13 protein-coding genes are annotated in these 17,655 nt (G+C 44.7%); 3 read left to right on the forward strand and 10 right to left on the reverse strand.

The annotated features are described in order from the left end of the window. Positions 1-20 precede the first annotated feature (20 nt). The 5 genes from GTQ38_RS14000 to uvrA form a co-directional block, all read right to left on the reverse strand. Positions 21-1,214, reverse strand: coding sequence for a helix-turn-helix domain-containing protein (locus GTQ38_RS14000; protein WP_161436167.1), 1,194 nt, complete (start codon positions 1,212-1,214; stop codon positions 21-23). Between the two features lie 68 nt (positions 1,215-1,282). Beyond that, entirely contained in the window at positions 1,283-3,694 is a 2,412-nt protein-coding gene (locus GTQ38_RS14005) for an alpha-ketoacid dehydrogenase subunit alpha/beta (RefSeq protein ID WP_161436168.1), read from the reverse strand. Positions 3,695-3,855: 161 nt separating this feature from the next. After that, on the reverse strand, positions 3,856-6,696 hold the full coding sequence (locus tag GTQ38_RS14010; protein WP_161436169.1) for a gluzincin family metallopeptidase: 2,841 nt from the start codon (positions 6,694-6,696) through the stop codon (positions 3,856-3,858). A gap of 5 nt (positions 6,697-6,701) precedes the next feature. After that, positions 6,702-7,388 carry an LOG family protein gene (locus tag GTQ38_RS14015; RefSeq protein WP_161436170.1) on the reverse strand — a complete coding sequence of 229 codons (687 nt, stop codon included), beginning with the start codon at positions 7,386-7,388 and terminating at the stop codon, positions 6,702-6,704. A 47-nt stretch (positions 7,389-7,435) separates the two neighbouring features. Then, entirely contained in the window at positions 7,436-10,303 is a 2,868-nt protein-coding gene (uvrA, locus tag GTQ38_RS14020) for an excinuclease ABC subunit UvrA (RefSeq protein WP_161436171.1), read from the reverse strand. A 118-nt stretch (positions 10,304-10,421) separates the two neighbouring features. Between uvrA and GTQ38_RS14025 the strand changes: the two genes are divergently transcribed. Further along, a complete protein-coding gene (locus tag GTQ38_RS14025) occupies positions 10,422-11,336 on the forward strand; it encodes a nucleoside hydrolase (protein ID WP_161436172.1) in 915 nt (304 codons plus the stop codon). On the opposite strand, the gene GTQ38_RS14030 is transcribed toward GTQ38_RS14025, so the two are convergent. After that, entirely contained in the window at positions 11,337-12,101 is a 765-nt protein-coding gene (locus GTQ38_RS14030) for a TIGR03915 family putative DNA repair protein (RefSeq protein WP_161436173.1), read from the reverse strand. It lies immediately after the preceding gene. Next, on the reverse strand, positions 12,098-12,289 hold the full coding sequence (locus GTQ38_RS14035) for a hypothetical protein (RefSeq protein WP_161436174.1): 192 nt from the start codon (positions 12,287-12,289) through the stop codon (positions 12,098-12,100). The genes GTQ38_RS14030 and GTQ38_RS14035 overlap by 4 nt, the downstream gene beginning before the upstream one ends. A gap of 198 nt (positions 12,290-12,487) precedes the next feature. Between GTQ38_RS14035 and GTQ38_RS14040 the strand changes: the two genes are divergently transcribed. Both GTQ38_RS14040 and GTQ38_RS14045 read left to right on the forward strand, forming a co-directional pair. After that, positions 12,488-13,240 (forward strand): XRE family transcriptional regulator, encoded by a 753-nt coding sequence (locus GTQ38_RS14040; RefSeq protein WP_161436175.1) that lies wholly within the window; start codon positions 12,488-12,490, stop codon positions 13,238-13,240. A 58-nt stretch (positions 13,241-13,298) separates the two neighbouring features. Then, positions 13,299-14,375: a transporter substrate-binding domain-containing protein gene (locus GTQ38_RS14045; protein WP_161436176.1), complete on the forward strand. Its 1,077-nt coding sequence runs from the start codon at positions 13,299-13,301 to the stop codon at positions 14,373-14,375. Positions 14,376-14,391: 16 nt separating this feature from the next. On the opposite strand, the gene GTQ38_RS14050 is transcribed toward GTQ38_RS14045, so the two are convergent. From GTQ38_RS14050 to GTQ38_RS14060, 3 genes are read right to left on the reverse strand one after another with little or no spacing between them, the layout of a single operon-like run. Next, positions 14,392-15,306 (reverse strand): alpha/beta hydrolase, encoded by a 915-nt coding sequence (locus tag GTQ38_RS14050; protein WP_161436177.1) that lies wholly within the window; start codon positions 15,304-15,306, stop codon positions 14,392-14,394. 10 nt (positions 15,307-15,316) lie between these two features. Then, the gene (ggt, locus tag GTQ38_RS14055; RefSeq protein ID WP_161436178.1) at positions 15,317-17,005 is read right to left on the reverse strand and encodes a gamma-glutamyltransferase; all 1,689 of its coding nucleotides are present in this window, start codon (positions 17,003-17,005) and stop codon (positions 15,317-15,319) included. Then, on the reverse strand, positions 16,993-17,586 hold the full coding sequence (locus GTQ38_RS14060; protein WP_161436179.1) for an acyl carrier protein phosphodiesterase: 594 nt from the start codon (positions 17,584-17,586) through the stop codon (positions 16,993-16,995). The genes ggt and GTQ38_RS14060 overlap by 13 nt, the downstream gene beginning before the upstream one ends. Positions 17,587-17,655 lie beyond the last annotated feature (69 nt).

Genomic DNA, 17,655 nt, shown 5'->3' on the forward strand with positions numbered 1-17,655 from the left:
ATTCGGGAAGTAATAGGGTATTAAGACAAGGTTTTGAGATACTCGGTCGGGGAGGAGTTCGTAATTTTTTTAAATACACGGTTGAAAGTGGCCTTGCTATTGAAACCGCATTCAAAAGCGATACCTAGAAGTGAGAGTTGCTTGTGACGTCCTTCCGCTAACTTGTCTTTCATGGCGTTAACGCGATAGCCGTTAATGAAGTCGTTGAAATTTTTCTGGAATCCCATATTGATCACTTCAGACAATTGGCTTCTGGACATATTCAAACCCAAAGCCAGGTCCCTCAGGTTCAGATCTGCATCCAAATAGGGCTTTTCTTTTTCAAGATAATTGAGAACTACTAACTTTTGTTCCTCTATCCCTGGTTCCTGGACAGCATGCGCGGCTGTGGTGTTTTGCTCCTTGATTTTTATAACCGACTGCCTATTTCCTGGTTTAAAATCCAGTCCGTGCAGGGTAGTGGTGTCCGTAAAATACCCCTTAATACCCACATAAATTATCACCATTGCAGAGATAAGCTGATACCACCAGCGTTGTATCCAGCTTAGCTCAAAAACACTAAGGTCAACGAATTGCTGCAGTACCCAGTATAGGAACAGAAAGCTGTGCAGGTACAGAAAGGTCTTTATCCAGTTCAATTCCAGGCGGTAGGTGTTGGAGAAGTATTCCTGGATCTGTTTTTTGTATTGGAAAAAGAGTTGCAGGGTAAACGCGAGGTACAGCAGATGTTGGAAAATATAGACCGCTTCCCAGAAAACACCCATATAACCCATATCCAGGCTTTCCATAAGAATACCATTTTGTTTGTCCGCAAACCCGGGTTGACCGACGTCGTAAAGAAGGATAAAGATCCTGTAGATGAAGTATAACAGCACCGGAAGGAAATGATACAGGTCCTTCTTTTTAAACCGGAAGTCCGAAGTGGTTACCGAGCGCACATAAAGATAAATGAGTGGGCCTATGGCCAGTCCCAGATAAATTAGGTAATAATTCACTTTGGTATTCCTATAGGTGTCATACCAATCCATGAAACCTATGGTATAACTTGTTCTGTGATAACAGGTAATAAGAACAAGAAGTCCCAGAAATAGATCGGAAATAATCCTTCGTTTGCTATATCGCGAAAGCAGCAAAATCCCGAAGATAACTCCCTGGCTTACCAGGACCAGTAAAGGGGTACTGAAAATATTGAAATCCGGGAAGACTAAAAACATAGCTGCTTTTGGCCCTAAATATAACAAAAACCCGATTCAGAAAAGTAGCTCAGAACAAGGTTGTCGGGCTATCGAAGTTTTGGGAAGTCCTCCGGGTTAGATTCGTGCATTATTTCGTACACTTTTTCAAAAATATCTTCCGCATTGGGTTTGGAGAAGTAGTCACCATCCGAAGCGTAAGCAGGTCTGTGAGCCTTGGAGGTCAGGGTCTGCGGAGCGCTGTCTAAATAGCGATAGGCACCCTGTCTTTCTATGATATCCTGTAGCAAATAGGCCGCACAACCCCCCGGTACATCCTCGTCGATGATCAGCAGGCGGTTTGTCTTCTTCACACTTTTGGCGACATCATTGTTCAGGTCGAACGGCAACAGACTTTGGGCATCTATGACCTCGGCATCTATGCCTACCTCAACCAGCTCCCGGGCAACCTCAGTTACGATCCGTAATGTAGATCCATAGGAGAGTAAGGTGATATCTGATCCTGCCCTGACGGTTTCAACTACCCCAATAGGAGTGCATAGTTCCCCAAGATTCTCGGGCTTGGGTTCTTTTAGTCGATACCCGTTCAGGCTTTCAATGACCAGTGCGGGTTCATCACTTTTCATCAGGGTGTTGTAAAAACCTGCGGCCTTGGTCATATTCCTGGGGACAAGTATGTACATTCCTCTTAGCAGATGTATCAGTCCGCCCATGGGAGAACCTGAATGCCAGATCCCTTCCAGGCGATGCCCTCTGGTTCTTACAATTAGTGGCGCTTTCTGTTTCCCCACCGTTCTATAAAGTAGCGTAGCCAGGTCGTCACTCAAAGTCTGCAAGGCGTAAAGCAAATAGTCCAGATACTGGATTTCCGCTATGGGACGCAAGCCACGTAATGCCAATCCGATACCCTGACCAATAATGGTGGTCTCCCGGATACCTGTATCAGAGACCCGTATTTCTCCGTATTTTTTTTGCAGCCCTTCAAGCCCCTGGTTTACATCTCCGATATTTCCGCTATCCTCACCAAATACAAGGGCTTCGGGATATTTTTCAAATAAGGCATCGAAGTTATCGCGTAAAATTATACGGCCATCCACCATTTCCGACTCTTGAGAATAGTCGGGTTTAACCTCTTCTACTGCGGTAGCGTTTGTTGGTAATTCGCAATATAGGTGCGAACTGAATTTGGGTTGCACTTCGAGCAGGAACTCATCTATCCATCGTCTTAAGGCCTCTTTTTCCTTAGATTCTTCTCCGAGGAGGTATCTCAGTGCCTTTCTGCTCTTTGCAAGCAAATCCTTTTTCAAAGGCTCGTCTATGGCGATCAGGTCGTTCTTTATACGTGTAATGAAAACCCTGTTACTGCTGTTTTCCGAAGCGTTTTCCAGCAGTTGAACCAATTCTTTCTTTGCTTCCCGATGCGGGCTAAGGAATTCAGACCAGGCTTCTTTTTTTGCTGCTCTTACTTCTCTCTTTATGGCCTTTTCGAGCTCTATAAGCTCTTCCTCCCCTGCAATGTTGTTTTCAAGTATCCATTCCCGGAATCTCTTGTTACAGTCATTTTCCTTTTCCCATTCCAGGCGTTCGGGGCTCTTATAACGCTCGTGGGATCCTGAAGTAGAATGCCCTTGCGGTTGTGTGAGTTCCGTAACGTGTATGATTACAGGAACATGTTCTTCTCTCGCGATATCAGAAGCATTCTCAAAGGCGTGGATAAGAGCGGTATAGTCCCATCCTTTTACCGTAAACAGCTCGTAGCCGGGGGTTTCTTCATCCCGCTGAAACCCTTTTAGTATTTCGGAGATATTGCCTTTGGTAGTGTGATATTTCGCGGGGACTGAAATTCCGTATTCATCATCCCAGATCCCGATAACCATAGGCACTTGCAGAACCCCTGCGGCATTTACAGTCTCGAAAAAATGCCCTTCACTGGTGCTTGCATTTCCTATGGTGCCCCAGGCGACTTCGTTCCCCTTATCTGAAAACTTCTCGGAATTTAACTCCTTGTTGTGCCTGTATATCTTAGAAGCCTGAGCCAGGCCCAATAACCTGGGCATTTGTCCGGCGGTACATGAGATATCAGCGCTGCTGTTTTTTTGTTTGGTAAGATCCCTCCAGCTTCCGTCTTCGTTGATGCTGTAGGTGACAAAGTGCCCTCCCATCTGCCTTCCGGCACTCATGGGTTCTTTTTCAATGTCTGTCGTGGCATAAAGGCCGTGGAAAAAGTCTTTGGGATTCAGGAATCCAAGGGCCATCATGAAGGTCTGATCCCTGTAATAACCACTTCTGAAATCCCCATCCCTGAAAGCCCGCGCCATTGCGAGTTGAGGAAGCTCTTTACCATCACCGAAAATTCCGAATTTGGCCTTACCGGTGAGTACCTCACGGCGCCCGAGCAAACTACATTCCCGACTTGTGACGGCTACTTTGTAGTCTTGCAGGATCTGCGCCCTGAAATCTTCAAAGGAAATGTCGTCGCTGGTCTGTAGTTTTACTTTCATTGGCCCGGGTGGATTTTCCACAAAAATACCAAAACAGAACCGTTTTTGCAATTTTGCAAAAGAGATAATTATTAAATATTTACTAAAAAAGAAGCATTTGAAACTATTTTTGTTGAAAATGTTTCAACAAAAATTTGATATACTGAGATATCCTCAATAAATTAGAACCACTTCCTGGTAAAAAGCCCAATGAGCGTACGCGGGCTTAAGGTCACCACAAAACGTATCCTTTCGTCGTAATTGGGTTGCGCGATCTCCCAACCGTTGTTGGAGTAAAGTGGGAAGTACAATTCGAAGAAATCGGTTACCAGATTCAGACGGATCCCGGAGTCGTAAACAAAACGGGTGTTTACACCTTTGTTTTTAACAAGACCTGCATCTCCATAGAGTTCTATCCAGCGCCATAGGCTAAAACTCAAGTTAGTAGTTGCCATCCAGTCGTTGGCAAATGGGTTTTCCAGTTGGGATTTAAAACCACCTTCGGCAATAATGATCTGCTGACTGGTGATCCCGGAATCTTCAGACCTTCCGAGATAGTTGTAATCGAACAGATAGTCTGTGGGCCTGTCCAGGGCAAAGCTGAAAAAGTCGGAATCCGTTTTATTCCTCAGGAATTTCCCGGCAAAGAAGCGAATGTTGAACTGTGTATTATTCTGGAACAGTTTTCTGTACTCCAGGTTGAAAGCCAGCTTGCTAAAATCCGCGGAGTGCTGGGCGTCAGCGAACCAGGCAAAGTAATCGATGATCCCGTTGTTGAAATTATTGAAACGCACGTTGAGAACGCTGTAATCCGGATCTGTTTCCAATTCCAGGTTTTCATCAATATCCCTGAAAACATTGACATAGCGGAATACCAGCGTATTCCTGTGATTGGAGATCAGGTCTGCGGGCCGCCATCCAAAGGTAACGGATGGGGTGATGGTACTGTAGCGGGAATTTTCCTGAAAATGGAATGTTGAACCGCCCAGAGCATAGTTGGTCACAAATAAGCCGCTTTTGCCGTGGTATTTACGGTAGTTAAATCGACCATAGCCTACCAAAGATTGCTCCAACAGGGCATACTGGGGAGCAATATCAAAAATAAAAGGCCTTTCTAGCAGAGTTTTATTGGTAAAGCGAATTCCTGGGGTTAACCCGTCGTAAATATTGAAATTCGCGATGGGCATAAAGAATATCTGGTTGTAATAAGGGTCTTCGGAATCTTTAAAGAATTGTAATTTGATCTTTTTATTGCTGGAGAAAAAACCGTTCAGGGTTTTCCAGTTATCCCGCTGGTTGAACTCCGGGATCTTTTGATCATAGTTCAGTACCAGACGCTCTTCGCCCTTTCGCGGTATGGTTATGGATTTCTCCGATTCTACATCGGGGAACCAGTACTTGGAGACCACCGAATCCTTGTTGATTCCAAAAAGTGAAATGGGTACATTGGTACCTGTTTTGTTCTTTAAGATCAGGTTGATGGAATCTTCTGTCTTCCTTACTTTCTTGATCTTGTAATCAATGCGCTTACTGGTACCTACGTAGGTTTTGAAAAACCAGTCGATGTCCTTATCCGAGTTGCGCTTCAGGATATTTTCAAAGTAGAGCGAACTTACCCGTTTCAGTTTATAGGTTTCATAGAATTCCATCACACTGGCGTCAATATTCTCCTTACCTATATAGGCTGCAAGATATGAGAGCCCCAAACCGGCTTTATAGGTATTCGCGATCTTTTGGTTGAATTTGATCAGAGAGTCATTTGGTGTAATCAGGGCCTGATCCAGGTTTCTTCTGGCCGTGAACATATAGAGAAAGGGATACTGTTCATTAAAGTCCATCTCTGCAAGATGAAAGCTCCGTACTCCCCAGACGTTGGCCAGCTTTCCAAGCAATTTCTGATTGGGGTAAAAATCCTCTACATATTTGATCATCAGATAATTCACCAGCGCATCGGTGACCCATTTCTCTTTACGCGGATTGAGAAAAATGGTTTCCTTCATATAACTTCGCAGGGCAGTCTTGAGAAACTTCATCTCAAACTGAAATTGGTTGGTATAGGGCCTGATGAAAGAAGGCAACTGGTTCAATCCGTAAAGCGGATTCTTATCAAAGTCAATTTCACTTACCAGCAACTGTTCATAGGGAAAGTCGCCAAGGTTTTCATGAATGAATTTGGTTACCCTGTTAATGGATACTCCTTGTAATACTTCGTCATACTTGTTGGCCTTAATGTCTGTCACTACGATCAGGTGGGGGGTGACATGTTTTATGAATTTCTTATTAGGATTGAGTATGATATCGCAGCTTAACCTGTTCTTTCCTCTTATAGAAGCATTCTGACTATTCGGGAATTGAGTGACGCTGATCTCATTTAAGTTGGTTCCCAGGAATAGGGAGTCCGGGAAGGTGAAGTTTATATTGGTGTCGGTAATATCCGTATAGAGGTCTTCGAGGTTTTTGTTGGAATACAATTCCCATTTTCCTCGTTCAAACACCGCAGGGGTTAAGTACCAATCCTTGAGATAATACCCTCCACGCGGATCATAGCCATAGGGGGTATACCGGTTCGGGGGCAGTTTAACGGTATAAGTAATGAATATCTTAACAGAACTCTGGGGCTTTAAGGTGGAGTTCAGGATGATCCTTACGATATCCCTTCCCTCTGTCCTGTTCCAAAGCAAGGCGCGATATTCATCGTCTACAATACTGAAGATCTCTGTCGCTCCGCGTTCCTTGTCTTTTGCGAGATGCAGACTCTTTTTAAATTCATCTGCAAAACGCTTAGCCAGTGCAGTATTTTTGTTGGAGTAGGCATGCGCCCAATCGTTGAAATAGAGCGTGTCTAAAGGAAAATTGGTGTGATTGGTGTAGATAAACTCCTGCTGAATGTTGATCTCCTGGGTTTCCTCTTCCAGGGTTGCTGTAATGGTATTTATATGCTGCGAATAGCCCAGATCTGCCAGTAGGATACTGGCAATAAGCAGTGGCAATAAATATAGATTCGCAACTTTTTTTTCGGACATTACAACTAAAAATTGGGGCTCAACATATGCCCCTTATAAAATGCGTCAATGATCTCAACAACTTCCTCTTCAGTATCAGCCATATGGATCAGATCCATATCTTTTGGGCTGATATTTCCTGCATTTAGCATTGTAGTTTTGACCCAGGCTAAAAGGCCTTCCCAAAATTCAGAGCCTACTAGAATAATCGGGAATTTTCCAATTTTATTGGTTTGGATCAAAGTTATTGCTTCAAAAAGCTCATCCAGGGTCCCGAATCCTCCGGGCATAACCACAAATCCCTGGGAATATTTAACGAACATTACTTTTCTAACGAAGAAGTAGTCAAAATCCAGACTCTTATCCTCGTCAATGAAAGGATTATCATGCTGTTCGAAGGGCAGGTCGATGTTTAAGCCCACAGAAGTCCCTCCTGCCAGATTAGCTCCTTTATTACCGGCTTCCATGATCCCGGGCCCGCCACCGGTTATGATACCATAACCCGCTTCGGACACTTTTTTTGCAATGCTTACGGCCAACTGATAGTATTTTCCGTCTTCTTTGGTCCTGGCCGAACCGAAGATAGATACACAGGGGCCTATGGCACTCATTTTTTCAAAACCGTTTACAAATTCTCCCATGATCTTAAATATCGCCCAGGAATCATTGGTTTTGATCTCGTTCCACCCTTTATGATGTTGTTCTTTTCTCATAATCAGATTTTACTATTTCGCTTAGGATCTTATCGGGGGAGATATGTTTAAGAATTCGTCGTACTCAATGCCTTTCCTCTGGAGGGTTCAAGTTCTTTGATCAGGAATTGGGCCGTATAACTCTTCAAGTCAGCAGCCACTTCTTCCGGGGTTCCTTCCGCAACAATCGTACCACCACCTCTTCCGCCTTCATATCCTATGTCTATGATATGATCTACCATCTTAATAACGTCCATATTGTGCTCAATGACCAAAATAGTATTTCCTTTGTCTACTAATTTGTTCAAAACTTCCATTAGAACCCTGATATCCTCAAAATGAAGGCCTGTGGTTGGTTCATCGAGGATGTAAAAGGTATTCCCCGTATCTCTTTTAGAGAGTTCTGTCGCCAGCTTTACCCTTTGTGCCTCGCCTCCTGAAAGGGTGGTAGATTGCTGGCCTAAAGAAATATAACCCAGACCTACGTCCTGTATTGTTTTCAACTTGCGGTAGATCTTTGGGATCTTTTCAAAAAAGTCGACCGCCTCGTTTATGGTCATCTCCAAAACGTCAGAAATTGACTTTCCCTTATATCGGATCTCAAGCGTTTCCCGGTTGAAGCGCTTTCCATTACAGGTTTCACAATCTACATATACATCAGGCAAAAAGTTCATTTCTATGACTCTCAGACCACCGCCCTGACAGGTCTCACATCTTCCTCCCTTAACATTAAAACTGAACCTGCCTGGCTTATAGCCTCTTATTGCAGCTTCCGGAGTCTTCGCGAATAAAGCACGGATCTCACTGAACACCCCGGTGTAGGTTGCCGGGTTGGAACGAGGGGTCCTGCCTATAGGGGATTGATTGATATCAATGACCTTGTCAATATGCTCCAATCCCTGGATGCTCTTATACGGCATGGGTTTTTTCACACCGTTAAAATAATGGGCATTCATAATAGGATAAAGGGTCTCGTTGATGAGGGTAGACTTACCACTTCCGGAAACCCCGGTAACACCAATCATCTTACCTAACGGGATTTTAACGGTGACATTCTTAAGATTATTGCCGGTACAGCCCGAAAGTACAATCTGTTTCCCATTGCCTTTGCGCCTTTTTTTCGGGACGGGAATTTCCTTTTCTCCGCTGATATAGTCCGCTGTCAGGGTGCCATGACTCATAAGTTCCTCGGGCCTCCCTTCAGATATGATCTCTCCTCCGTGCTTTCCGGCTTCAGGACCAATATCTATAACATGGTCGGCGCTTTCGATCATATCCCTGTCGTGTTCCACAACGATCACTGAATTCCCTATATCCCTGAGCGATTCCAGAGAGCGTATGAGCCTGCCGTTATCCCTCTGGTGTAAACCTATACTGGGTTCGTCCAGAATGTACAAGACCCCAACCAGTTGGGAACCTATCTGTGTGGCCAGCCTGATTCGCTGTGCTTCCCCACCAGAAAGGGATTTAGAGCTTCTGTTAAGCGATAGATAATCCAGACCTACGTCAAGCAGAAAACTAAGCCTGGCCTTAATTTCCTTAATGATCTCTTCAGCGATCTTCTTCTGATTGCCTTCGAGCCTGGCATCCAATTCATTAAAAAATGCGGCCAGTTCAGCGATATCCATTTGGGCGAGTTCAGCAATATTCTTTCCGCCTATCTTAAAATAAAGCGACTCAGTCCGCAGTCGTGATCCATTACAGGTCGGGCAAGTCTTTCTGTCCATAAACTCTTTGGCCCAACGTTTTATAGAAGTAGAATCTGCCTGTTGATACTGATTTTGAATGAAATTGGCTATACCTTCGTAATCTATATTGTAAGAGCGTTTTACACCCAGGGTCTTTGAATCTACTTCAAAGTGTTCCTCCCCACCATATAGAATGATCTGTAAGGCTTCTTCCGGAATTTTCTCTATAGGATCGCTGAGCTCAAATCCATATCGTTTGGCAATCGTCTCCAATTGTTTAAAAGCCCATGACTTTTTGTACTCACCCAATGGCGCTATCCCGCCATTTTGTATGGAACGTTTTTTATCCGGGACTATCTTGTGCTCATTAACTTCATATACATGTCCCAGGCCGTTACACTTCTTGCACATACCTTTGGGAGAATTGAAAGAAAAGGTGTTGGGTTCCGGGGTAGGATAGGAGATCCCGGTTGAAGGACACATAAGATCCCGGCTAAAATACCTTGGAACACTTTCTTCCGCCTCCAATACCATTAACACGTCATTTCCCGAATACATAGCCGTATTGATACTCTCAGACAGTCGTTTGTCCAGATCCTCAGTATCGGATACTTTTAGGCGGTCAATGACAATTTCAATATCGTGGGTTTTGTATCGGTCTACCTTCATGCCCTTGACGATATCCTTTATCTCACCATCTACCCTTACTTTGACAAATCCCTGCTTGGCGATCTGCTCAAACAATTCGCGATAATGACCTTTTCTCGATTTGATAACCGGGGCTAGTATATTTATTTTTTTCTCGGAATAAGCGGATTTGATAAGGTCTTTGATCTGCTCATCGCTATAGCTCACCATCCTTTCACCGGTGTTGTAGCTATAAGCGTCCGCCGCCCGTGCGAATAACAACCTCAGGAAGTCATATACCTCGGTAATGGTACCCACGGTGGATCTTGGTGATTTTGAGGTGGTTTTTTGTTCTATGGCAATTACGGGAGAGAGTCCGTCTATTTTATCTACATCCGGTCTTTCCAGTCCACCGAGGAATTGGCGGGCATAGGCAGAAAAAGTTTCTATATAACGCCTTTGTCCTTCGGCATAGATCGTATCAAAAGCAAGCGAGGATTTGCCGCTTCCGGAGAGCCCGGTGATTACTACTAGTTTTTCCCTGGGGATGGTCACATCTATGTTCTTTAGATTGTGAACCCGGGCGCCCCTGACTTCAATATTTTCCTCGTACGATATCATTCCTTTAGACAAAGTTGCAAAGGTACGGTTTTGAGAGCTAAAACGGAATTTAGAAGCATTTCATTTTGATGGTAAATGGTATAGGAATATATTCACGGAGAAATCTAAAATTACCGCTATGTTCCTTAAGCCAAACTCATTGATTGCTGCCTTCTTATTTACCTTTGTTTTTTTACCTTTTGTGGTTTTATCTCAGGCCAGGGGGAAAGTCTTGCTGGATGCCGACACCGGCAATGAGGTGGACGATCTTTACGCTCTTGCCCGCATTTTGCTGGAAGATGATCTTGAGATCATGGGCCTGAATGCTACACACTGGCAAACCAGTCATTGGACACTTCCAAAGTCCATGGAAAACAGTCACAGACTGAATCAAATGTTGTTGGGGGAGCTTGGTCTGCAACTCAAGGCGAATAGGGGAGGGATTGCCAGGATGTATGACTGGGGAGACAGGGCGCAGCATTCTGCAGCAGCCTATGAGATCATTCGTTTGGCCAAAGAACTTCCCGAAGGCGAACGGCTTACCGTGATAGCCCTGGGCGCTTTAACTAATGTGGCATCCGCCATCTACCTCGATGAGAGTATTGCCTCAAAACTAACCCTTTACTGGTTCGGGACGACCTACGATTTTGAGAATGGAATTCTGCGAAGGCATGATTTCAACAGCCTGATGGATCCTTATGCCCTGGATGTGCTTTTGTTTTCTGAAGTGGAAATGTTCGTTATGCCGATTAACGTTGGAGCTAAAATGAAATTCAATTTTGAAAAAACCAGGGAGATGATTTCTTCCAATACGATCGGCAAATTCCTAATCGACCGCTGGTATACCCATCTCGACGGTGGAAGAACCGAAAGGACGCTCTGGGATCTGGCACTTATTGAAGCATATCTTCACCCGGAATGGGCGACAGTAACGGAGGTTGAGACCTCTAAGGACAATGGCTCCAAAAAACTGAAGTATTACAGCGATATCGATAAGGAAAAAATGAGTGCAGATTTCTTTGAGGTAATAAATAGTTTCGAAAAACGTCCTTGATCAAACGGCCTCTTTCTCTCCTCTGTATCTCCACCTGGCTCTCTGGCGGTTGAACTTGCCGTTGGCCTTTGTTCTGACATCCGTCTTCCCACTATGAATCGGCCATAGATCCGGTGAAATATGTTCCCTGATGTTCAGCGAATGTCCATTTGGAGCAGTTTCCAGTTCCATTTTAGTCGAGTCCAGCGAAACAATTTTGGATTCTCCTCCATCCTGGAACAACCCATAATTCCTTTTTAGATCATAGATCATCCACGGTTGATCGCCAAATCTGGACCGAAAGTGTTTTGAGATCAATGGAAGTACGTTAAAATCAGGGCGTACCGCTGCGAAATAGATACCATCTCCGGAAAGCTGAAAGTCTATGGATGCTTCCAGATACTGCTTTTCCCGCTCTACCATGCGGGCAAGCTGCCCTATTTTTTGCGTAACCATATCCGGATGATATTCGTCTACCGCATTTCTGCGACCAAACATCTTACATATATAGTTATAGACAAGCATCTCAACGTTTTTGGTTTCACTTAAAAAGGCGAAATAACTGTTTCTCAACGCACTGTGATTCTTTCTCTCCATACCTTTCCATACCCGTTTGGCCTTGTCCATCTGGGTGAATATGGTGTGAGTTTCCGAGAACAGATCATTTTGTCCGCGTGCTTTTCTGCGGATGTCCGATAAGGTCAGTCTTTCCTGAAAGGCAGTAAATACGGCCGTGAGAAAACCATTGAAGCTTCCATCGTAGATCAGGATCTTTGCAGTATTCATAATATATCGAATAAGGTTAATTGCTTGTTCTTATGATTTCGGGATCTTACCACAGGGGTTTGAATCTTCTCTTTTGTCGCTGAAGTCCATTTGTGATTGGATCGCTGTCGTTTCGTAAAATGCGTCTGATCCCGCATTCCGGCCCTTGCAAATACGTTGAGTTTTTGATTGATTTCTGTGGATAACATAAGCCCTTTTTTGTAATTAATCCAAAAATATGGAAATATTCCTAATTATGGAAATATTCCAGTTAAATTTTTGGAAATATTCCAAATTTTGTATTTTTGAAGTAGTTTGTTAGTTAATTTTATTTGGCGGAAGCAGCCGGGATCATAATACAATAGTATCTGGATCGCGGCTGCAAACCGCGGTAAACGGGCTGAATTATGGAAAATGAGCTTACCTTAAAACGCTTTATTGAGATCAGAAGAGACGAGGGTTTTACCCAGGCAGAGTTTGCCAAGCTATTGGGAATTTCCAATACCACTGCCGATATTGAGCGTGGAAGGACCAAACTTTCCGGTAAGGTTGTCGCCGAGCTTTTAAGGCAATTCAAGGTCAATCCCCTATGGCTTTTTGGAGAGAGCAATCAGAAACACCTGGAAACTTCTGTTGCAAGTGTCATCCCGAAGGTGGTTACCGTAGATTCCGAGGACCGGGAAAATATGGTACTCGTCAATGCCAAAGCCGCAGCCGGCTATCCCCAGAATATTCAGGATACAAGCTGGTATCAGCAACTTCCGGCATTCGATCTTCCCATACCCGAATTCAGGAACGCGACCTATAGGGGGTTTCAGGTAGAAGGAGACAGTATGTTACCGAATCTAAAGCCGGGAGAATGGGTTTTGGCCAAAGCCGTTGAACATATAGACCACATCAACCCGAATAAAATGTATGTGGTGGTTCTGGAAGATGCTGTTCTGGTTAAGAAAATAGAAAAGAAACCCAATTCCAATAATATTACCCTTATCTCGCTTAATGACAACTACCCGCCTTACGAGATTAAGCCATTTCAGATTCAGGAGATATGGCAGGTCAACAGTAAAATAACTTTTGGCGAGGACGCTACCACAGAAAAAGGGCTGCTAAGGGAATTGCAGCAAAGTATGGAGGAGCTCAAACAAAAGCTCGCGCAATAATCCGGATAAGAACTTCAAAATCGTATCTTAGGCCACTTCATAAATTTGTGCTTGCGATATGAAATACTTCCTAAGCGGTTTGGTCCTGTTGCTGTTGTTTAGTGGCGTCAGGGCACAATCTGAAAGGGATACCCTTATAGTTGGTTATACATCTGCTCCTCCGTTTATCGTTCAGGAGGATGAATTACTCACAGGTATCAACATCTGGCTGTGGGAGGAAGTTGCCAGCAGTCTGGGGCTTGAGTATAAACTGGTTCCGATGGATTTTGCCGGGATGCTCAATGCTCTGCAAACAGGGAGTATAGACGTCAGTATAAATCCGTTGACCATTACCAGTGACAGAAGCAGGCAGATTGAGTTTACGCACTCCTTTTACGCTTCAAATTCCACCATTGCAGTTGCGGAGATCTCATCTTATCAGAAGGTGATACAATTCGTAAAGGGGTTTTTTAACCGTAATTTCCTGAGAGGTTTTCTCATCTTGTTCTGTATTATTCTGGTCTTTGGTTTTGCGGGATGGTATTTTGAAAAGGGTAAGAACCCTGAACAGTTCCGCAAAGGTTACAAGGGGATCTGGGACGGCCTGTGGTGGTCCGTTGTTACCCTGACCACCGTTGGTTATGGGGATATATCACCTAAGAGCAGAAGCGGTAAGATCACTGCCTTGTTGTTAATGTTTACCGGACTCCTTTTCATCTCAGGGCTTACAGCCAGCATAGCTTCCAGCCTTACGGTGAATCAGCTCAGTAGCAACGCCGACAGCTTTAATGCTTTTAAGGAAAGATCCGTAGGGACCATCAGCAACTCAGGTAGCGCCGACTTTTTAAAGAGACGTTTCTTTAAGGATGTGCGGTTATTTGAAGGGGTCAGGCCCGGCTTGTTGGAGCTCAGGGATAACGGAATAGATGCCTTTATGTATGACGAGCCGATTCTGCGTTATCGGATCAAACAAGACCCGGTACTCCGTGACAACCTGAGTGTGCTTCCCGTAAAATTTGATGTGCAGTTCTATGCCTTTGGATTATCCAGACAACACACCGATCTGGAGGCCAGGATCTCTCAGCAGATCCTGGAGATTATGGAAACGGAAGAATGGCAGGTGATTCTACACGAATTCGGACTTTCCGAGCTTTAGACTAAAAACTTACTGATCATCTAAGCTTGTTCCCGGAATGATGCTGTACAAATTCTACCATGAGATCACGGGCTGCACTTGAGTCGTCTTCGGACATATTTTTCCACAAAGCACCGTGATCGAAATCGGAAAAGTAGCTAAACTTATACGAAGCAAAGTTGGAGGCTTTTAACAACTTCTCAAAATGTTCTGTATATCTTGCCACGCTTCCATCCGAGACAACCAGCATAGGGGTCCGCAATTGCTCAATATAAGTAGCCGGGGACGCGGCTTTGAAACCGGAAGGATCCCCGAAAACATCCATCACATGTGTTTTGGCCAGTTCCTGAGTGTCGCCGTTTTCACTTTGGGCAAAAGCATCAAAGTAGTGATGAATATCGAAAGCTCCGGATATGGGTAAGAGACCGCTGATATCATCCGTCTTCAGCCCGTATTTTTTCAGATACCGTTCGTCCATACCTAAAAGTGCCGCCAAATGGGCGCCAGAAGAAAAACCGCCTACAAAGATCTTGCTGTTGTCATAGCCATAGTCCTTCGCGTTCTTATATAACCAACTAAAAGCCGCTGCTACATCTTTGATGTGTTCCGGGTGCTTTATGCCCTCTTCATGTCTCTTTTCTGAAAAAGACCCTTTGCTTAGTCGATGCCCTATCGAGGCCACCGCAATCCCGTTTTTTGCGAGCTTTCTACAAAGCGGAAGCTCTTTATGCCGGTTTACAAAAGACCATGCTCCTCCGCCTATCCATAGAAGTAAAGGTGGGTTTTTTATGCCTTCAGGCAGAATAAGGTGTAGCTTTTGCAGGCTGTCTACCTGAATTTCACGGGGGCTCAGGTAGGAGATGTCTTTTATCTCTTTTAGGTTTTTTACGGTCTGTGCCTTAACCTCCACAAAGGCCAGTGTAAAAAGCAAAAACATCAATAAGTTCTTCATAATATTTTATTTAAAACCCCATTGCGGTGTCATCACCTCTGGGATCTGCTCCTCCTTCGAGTCTGCCATCCTCTAAGACACGTATAGCATCCACCTTACCGATCACGGGAGTGCGTTTTTCATTGATGATGTACCCCTTGCTTTTCAGCCTTTCTTTGGTGCTTTCCGGGAATCCTTCAGGTTCAAAAGTGATCACATCCGGTAACCACTGATGGTGAAAACGAGGCGCGTTTACCGCTTCCTGCATGCTCAAATTAAATTCGTAAGTATTGAGAATTGTCTGTGCAACCGCCGTAATTATGGTAGAACCTCCAGGGGTGCCGACTACCATCCACAATTTACCGTTTTTTTCAACGATAGAAGGGGTCATGCTGCTCAACATTCGCTTTTCCGGGGCTATGCTGTTGGCCTCAGCACCGATCAGGCCGAACATATTAGGAACTCCGGGCTTAGCGCTGAAATCGTCCATTTCATTGTTTAGGAAAAAGCCCAGTTCATCACAGTAGAGCTTGGAGCCATAAGCCCCGTTTAAGGTGGTAGTCACTGAAACCGCATTTCCCTGGGCATCCACAATAGAATAATGGGTGGTTTCTGAGCTTTCCGATATCGAGATCTCTCCTTCCCTTATATCGGAGGAAAGGGTGGCCTGTTTAAAGTCGAAACTATTCATTCGTTCCGCGAGATAGTTATCCGCGAGAAGGGTGTTGAGCGGAATAGATACAAAATCCGGGTCGCCCAGGAAATAGTTGCGATCCGCGTATGCCCGCCTTGCCGCTTCTGTAAACAGTTGAATAGCTTCCGGGCTATTGTGTTCATAGTCGCCAATATCGTAGGGTTCTATCATCTTAAAGATCTGATTCATGGTTACTCCTCCACTGCTGGGAGGGCTCATGGAGGTGATCTTCAGCTCCTTGTATTCAAATTGTATGGGTTCCCTCCATTTCGCCTGGTATCTGGCAAGGTCTTCCAAGGTGATATAACCTCCTCTTTTTTGGATGAACTCAGATAAGATCGTGGCGGTTTCTCCTTTGTAAAACTCATCCCGACCGTTCTTGGCGATCCTCCTCAGTGTATTAGACAGTGCAGGATAACGCAATGTGTCCCCCTCGACACATTTGTTGAAAAAGAGAGTGGAATCTCCATTTACTTCAATGATCTGATCCCAATAATGGTCTAGTCTGGCCGCTTGTTTTTCGGTTACGGATACCCCCTGGTCTACCAGGGCTATAACCGGATTTATCAAATCTTCCATAGGAAGCGTTCCAAATTTTTTGTGTACTTCAAAAATACCGGCAATAGTCCCGGGAACCCCAACGGCAGTCGCACCTTTAGTGCTTTTTCCCGGGATTACATTTCCCAGAGAATCCAGGTACATATCCTTATGTGCGGACAATGGGGCTTTTTCCCGATAATCCAGAGCACCAACTTCACCATTTGCTTTGCGGTAGACCATGAATCCACCACCACCTAGGTTCCCGGCGTAGGGATAAGCGACGGCAAGGGCGAGTTCTGTGGCCACCATGGCGTCAAAAGCGTTTCCCCCCTGTTTCAGAATGTTAACACCAATTTTTGAGGCCTCTGCTCTGGCGGATACCACCATAGCATTTTGGGTCACCAGGCCGGTAGGTTGGGCCGGTTGTGGTTTGCATCCGATTAGTAGGAGTAGGGCAGAGCTTAGGATCGCAATCAGTTTTCGCATAGGGAAAGATATTTTTGTTTGGAAAATATGATGAGTTCGTCAAAGAATTCGGTAAACTCTGACTCAAAAGATGTATAATGCTCTTCCAGGTCGAATATTGCAAAGTTCATTTTGCTCCGGTTCAGGGTCCTCCGGTTCATACCGTTCAGAACACGGGCTATGCCCTCCATTTTAGCGTAATTCAAAAGCCAGTTATCGGTGATCATATAGGGCATCATTCGCTTAATGCCGTCAGGCAGCAGTTCCACATTGTCTTCCAGCAAGTCGTAAAAGCGTTCAACGAACGAATCCAGGGGGATCTCGGAGTAGCGCTCCCAGTTTTTTGCCAGAAAATGATCGTAATAGATGTCTACGATCACGCGGCTGTAATGGCTGTAGTTCTGGTGAAGCCTCTTACTGCTTTGGCGAGGTACGGGGTGGGCATCCGTAAAGGTATCTATTTCCCGATGCAGAAGCACCCCCTTTTGTACGCGTTCCGGCAGGTGTTTGTATTTCTTTCCCCTAATGCTGTCGGCAATAAAATTTCCGATCGTGATTTCGTCATCCTCAAAGGAAAGATAGATATGCGCCAAAAAATTCACCTATGGGTATGAAATTAGTCAGCTCGAATTTACAAATTAGCAACACAGGAAAATAGTCCAGAGATGTAT

The sequence above is a fragment of the Poritiphilus flavus genome, from assembly GCF_009901585.1.
GTDB lineage: Bacteria > Bacteroidota > Bacteroidia > Flavobacteriales > Flavobacteriaceae > Poritiphilus > Poritiphilus flavus.

Bases quoted from the DNA above. Each gene is read 5' to 3' on its own strand.
- GTQ38_RS14000 (WP_161436167.1), bottom strand. From the start codon at position 1,214: ATGTTTTTAGTCTTCCCGGATTTCAATATTTTCAGTACCCCTTTACTG.
- GTQ38_RS14005 (WP_161436168.1), bottom strand. From the start codon at position 3,694: ATGAAAGTAAAACTACAGACCAGCGACGACATTTCCTTTGAAGATTTC.
- GTQ38_RS14010 (WP_161436169.1), bottom strand. From the start codon at position 6,696: ATGTCCGAAAAAAAAGTTGCGAATCTATATTTATTGCCACTGCTTATT.
- GTQ38_RS14015 (WP_161436170.1), bottom strand. From the start codon at position 7,388: ATGAGAAAAGAACAACATCATAAAGGGTGGAACGAGATCAAAACCAAT.
- uvrA (WP_161436171.1), bottom strand. From the start codon at position 10,303: ATGATATCGTACGAGGAAAATATTGAAGTCAGGGGCGCCCGGGTTCAC.
- GTQ38_RS14025 (WP_161436172.1), top strand. From the start codon at position 10,422: ATGTTCCTTAAGCCAAACTCATTGATTGCTGCCTTCTTATTTACCTTT.
- GTQ38_RS14030 (WP_161436173.1), bottom strand. From the start codon at position 12,101: ATGAATACTGCAAAGATCCTGATCTACGATGGAAGCTTCAATGGTTTT.
- GTQ38_RS14035 (WP_161436174.1), bottom strand. From the start codon at position 12,289: ATGTTATCCACAGAAATCAATCAAAAACTCAACGTATTTGCAAGGGCC.
- GTQ38_RS14040 (WP_161436175.1), top strand. From the start codon at position 12,488: ATGGAAAATGAGCTTACCTTAAAACGCTTTATTGAGATCAGAAGAGAC.
- GTQ38_RS14045 (WP_161436176.1), top strand. From the start codon at position 13,299: ATGAAATACTTCCTAAGCGGTTTGGTCCTGTTGCTGTTGTTTAGTGGC.
- GTQ38_RS14050 (WP_161436177.1), bottom strand. From the start codon at position 15,306: ATGAAGAACTTATTGATGTTTTTGCTTTTTACACTGGCCTTTGTGGAG.
- ggt (WP_161436178.1), bottom strand. From the start codon at position 17,005: ATGCGAAAACTGATTGCGATCCTAAGCTCTGCCCTACTCCTACTAATC.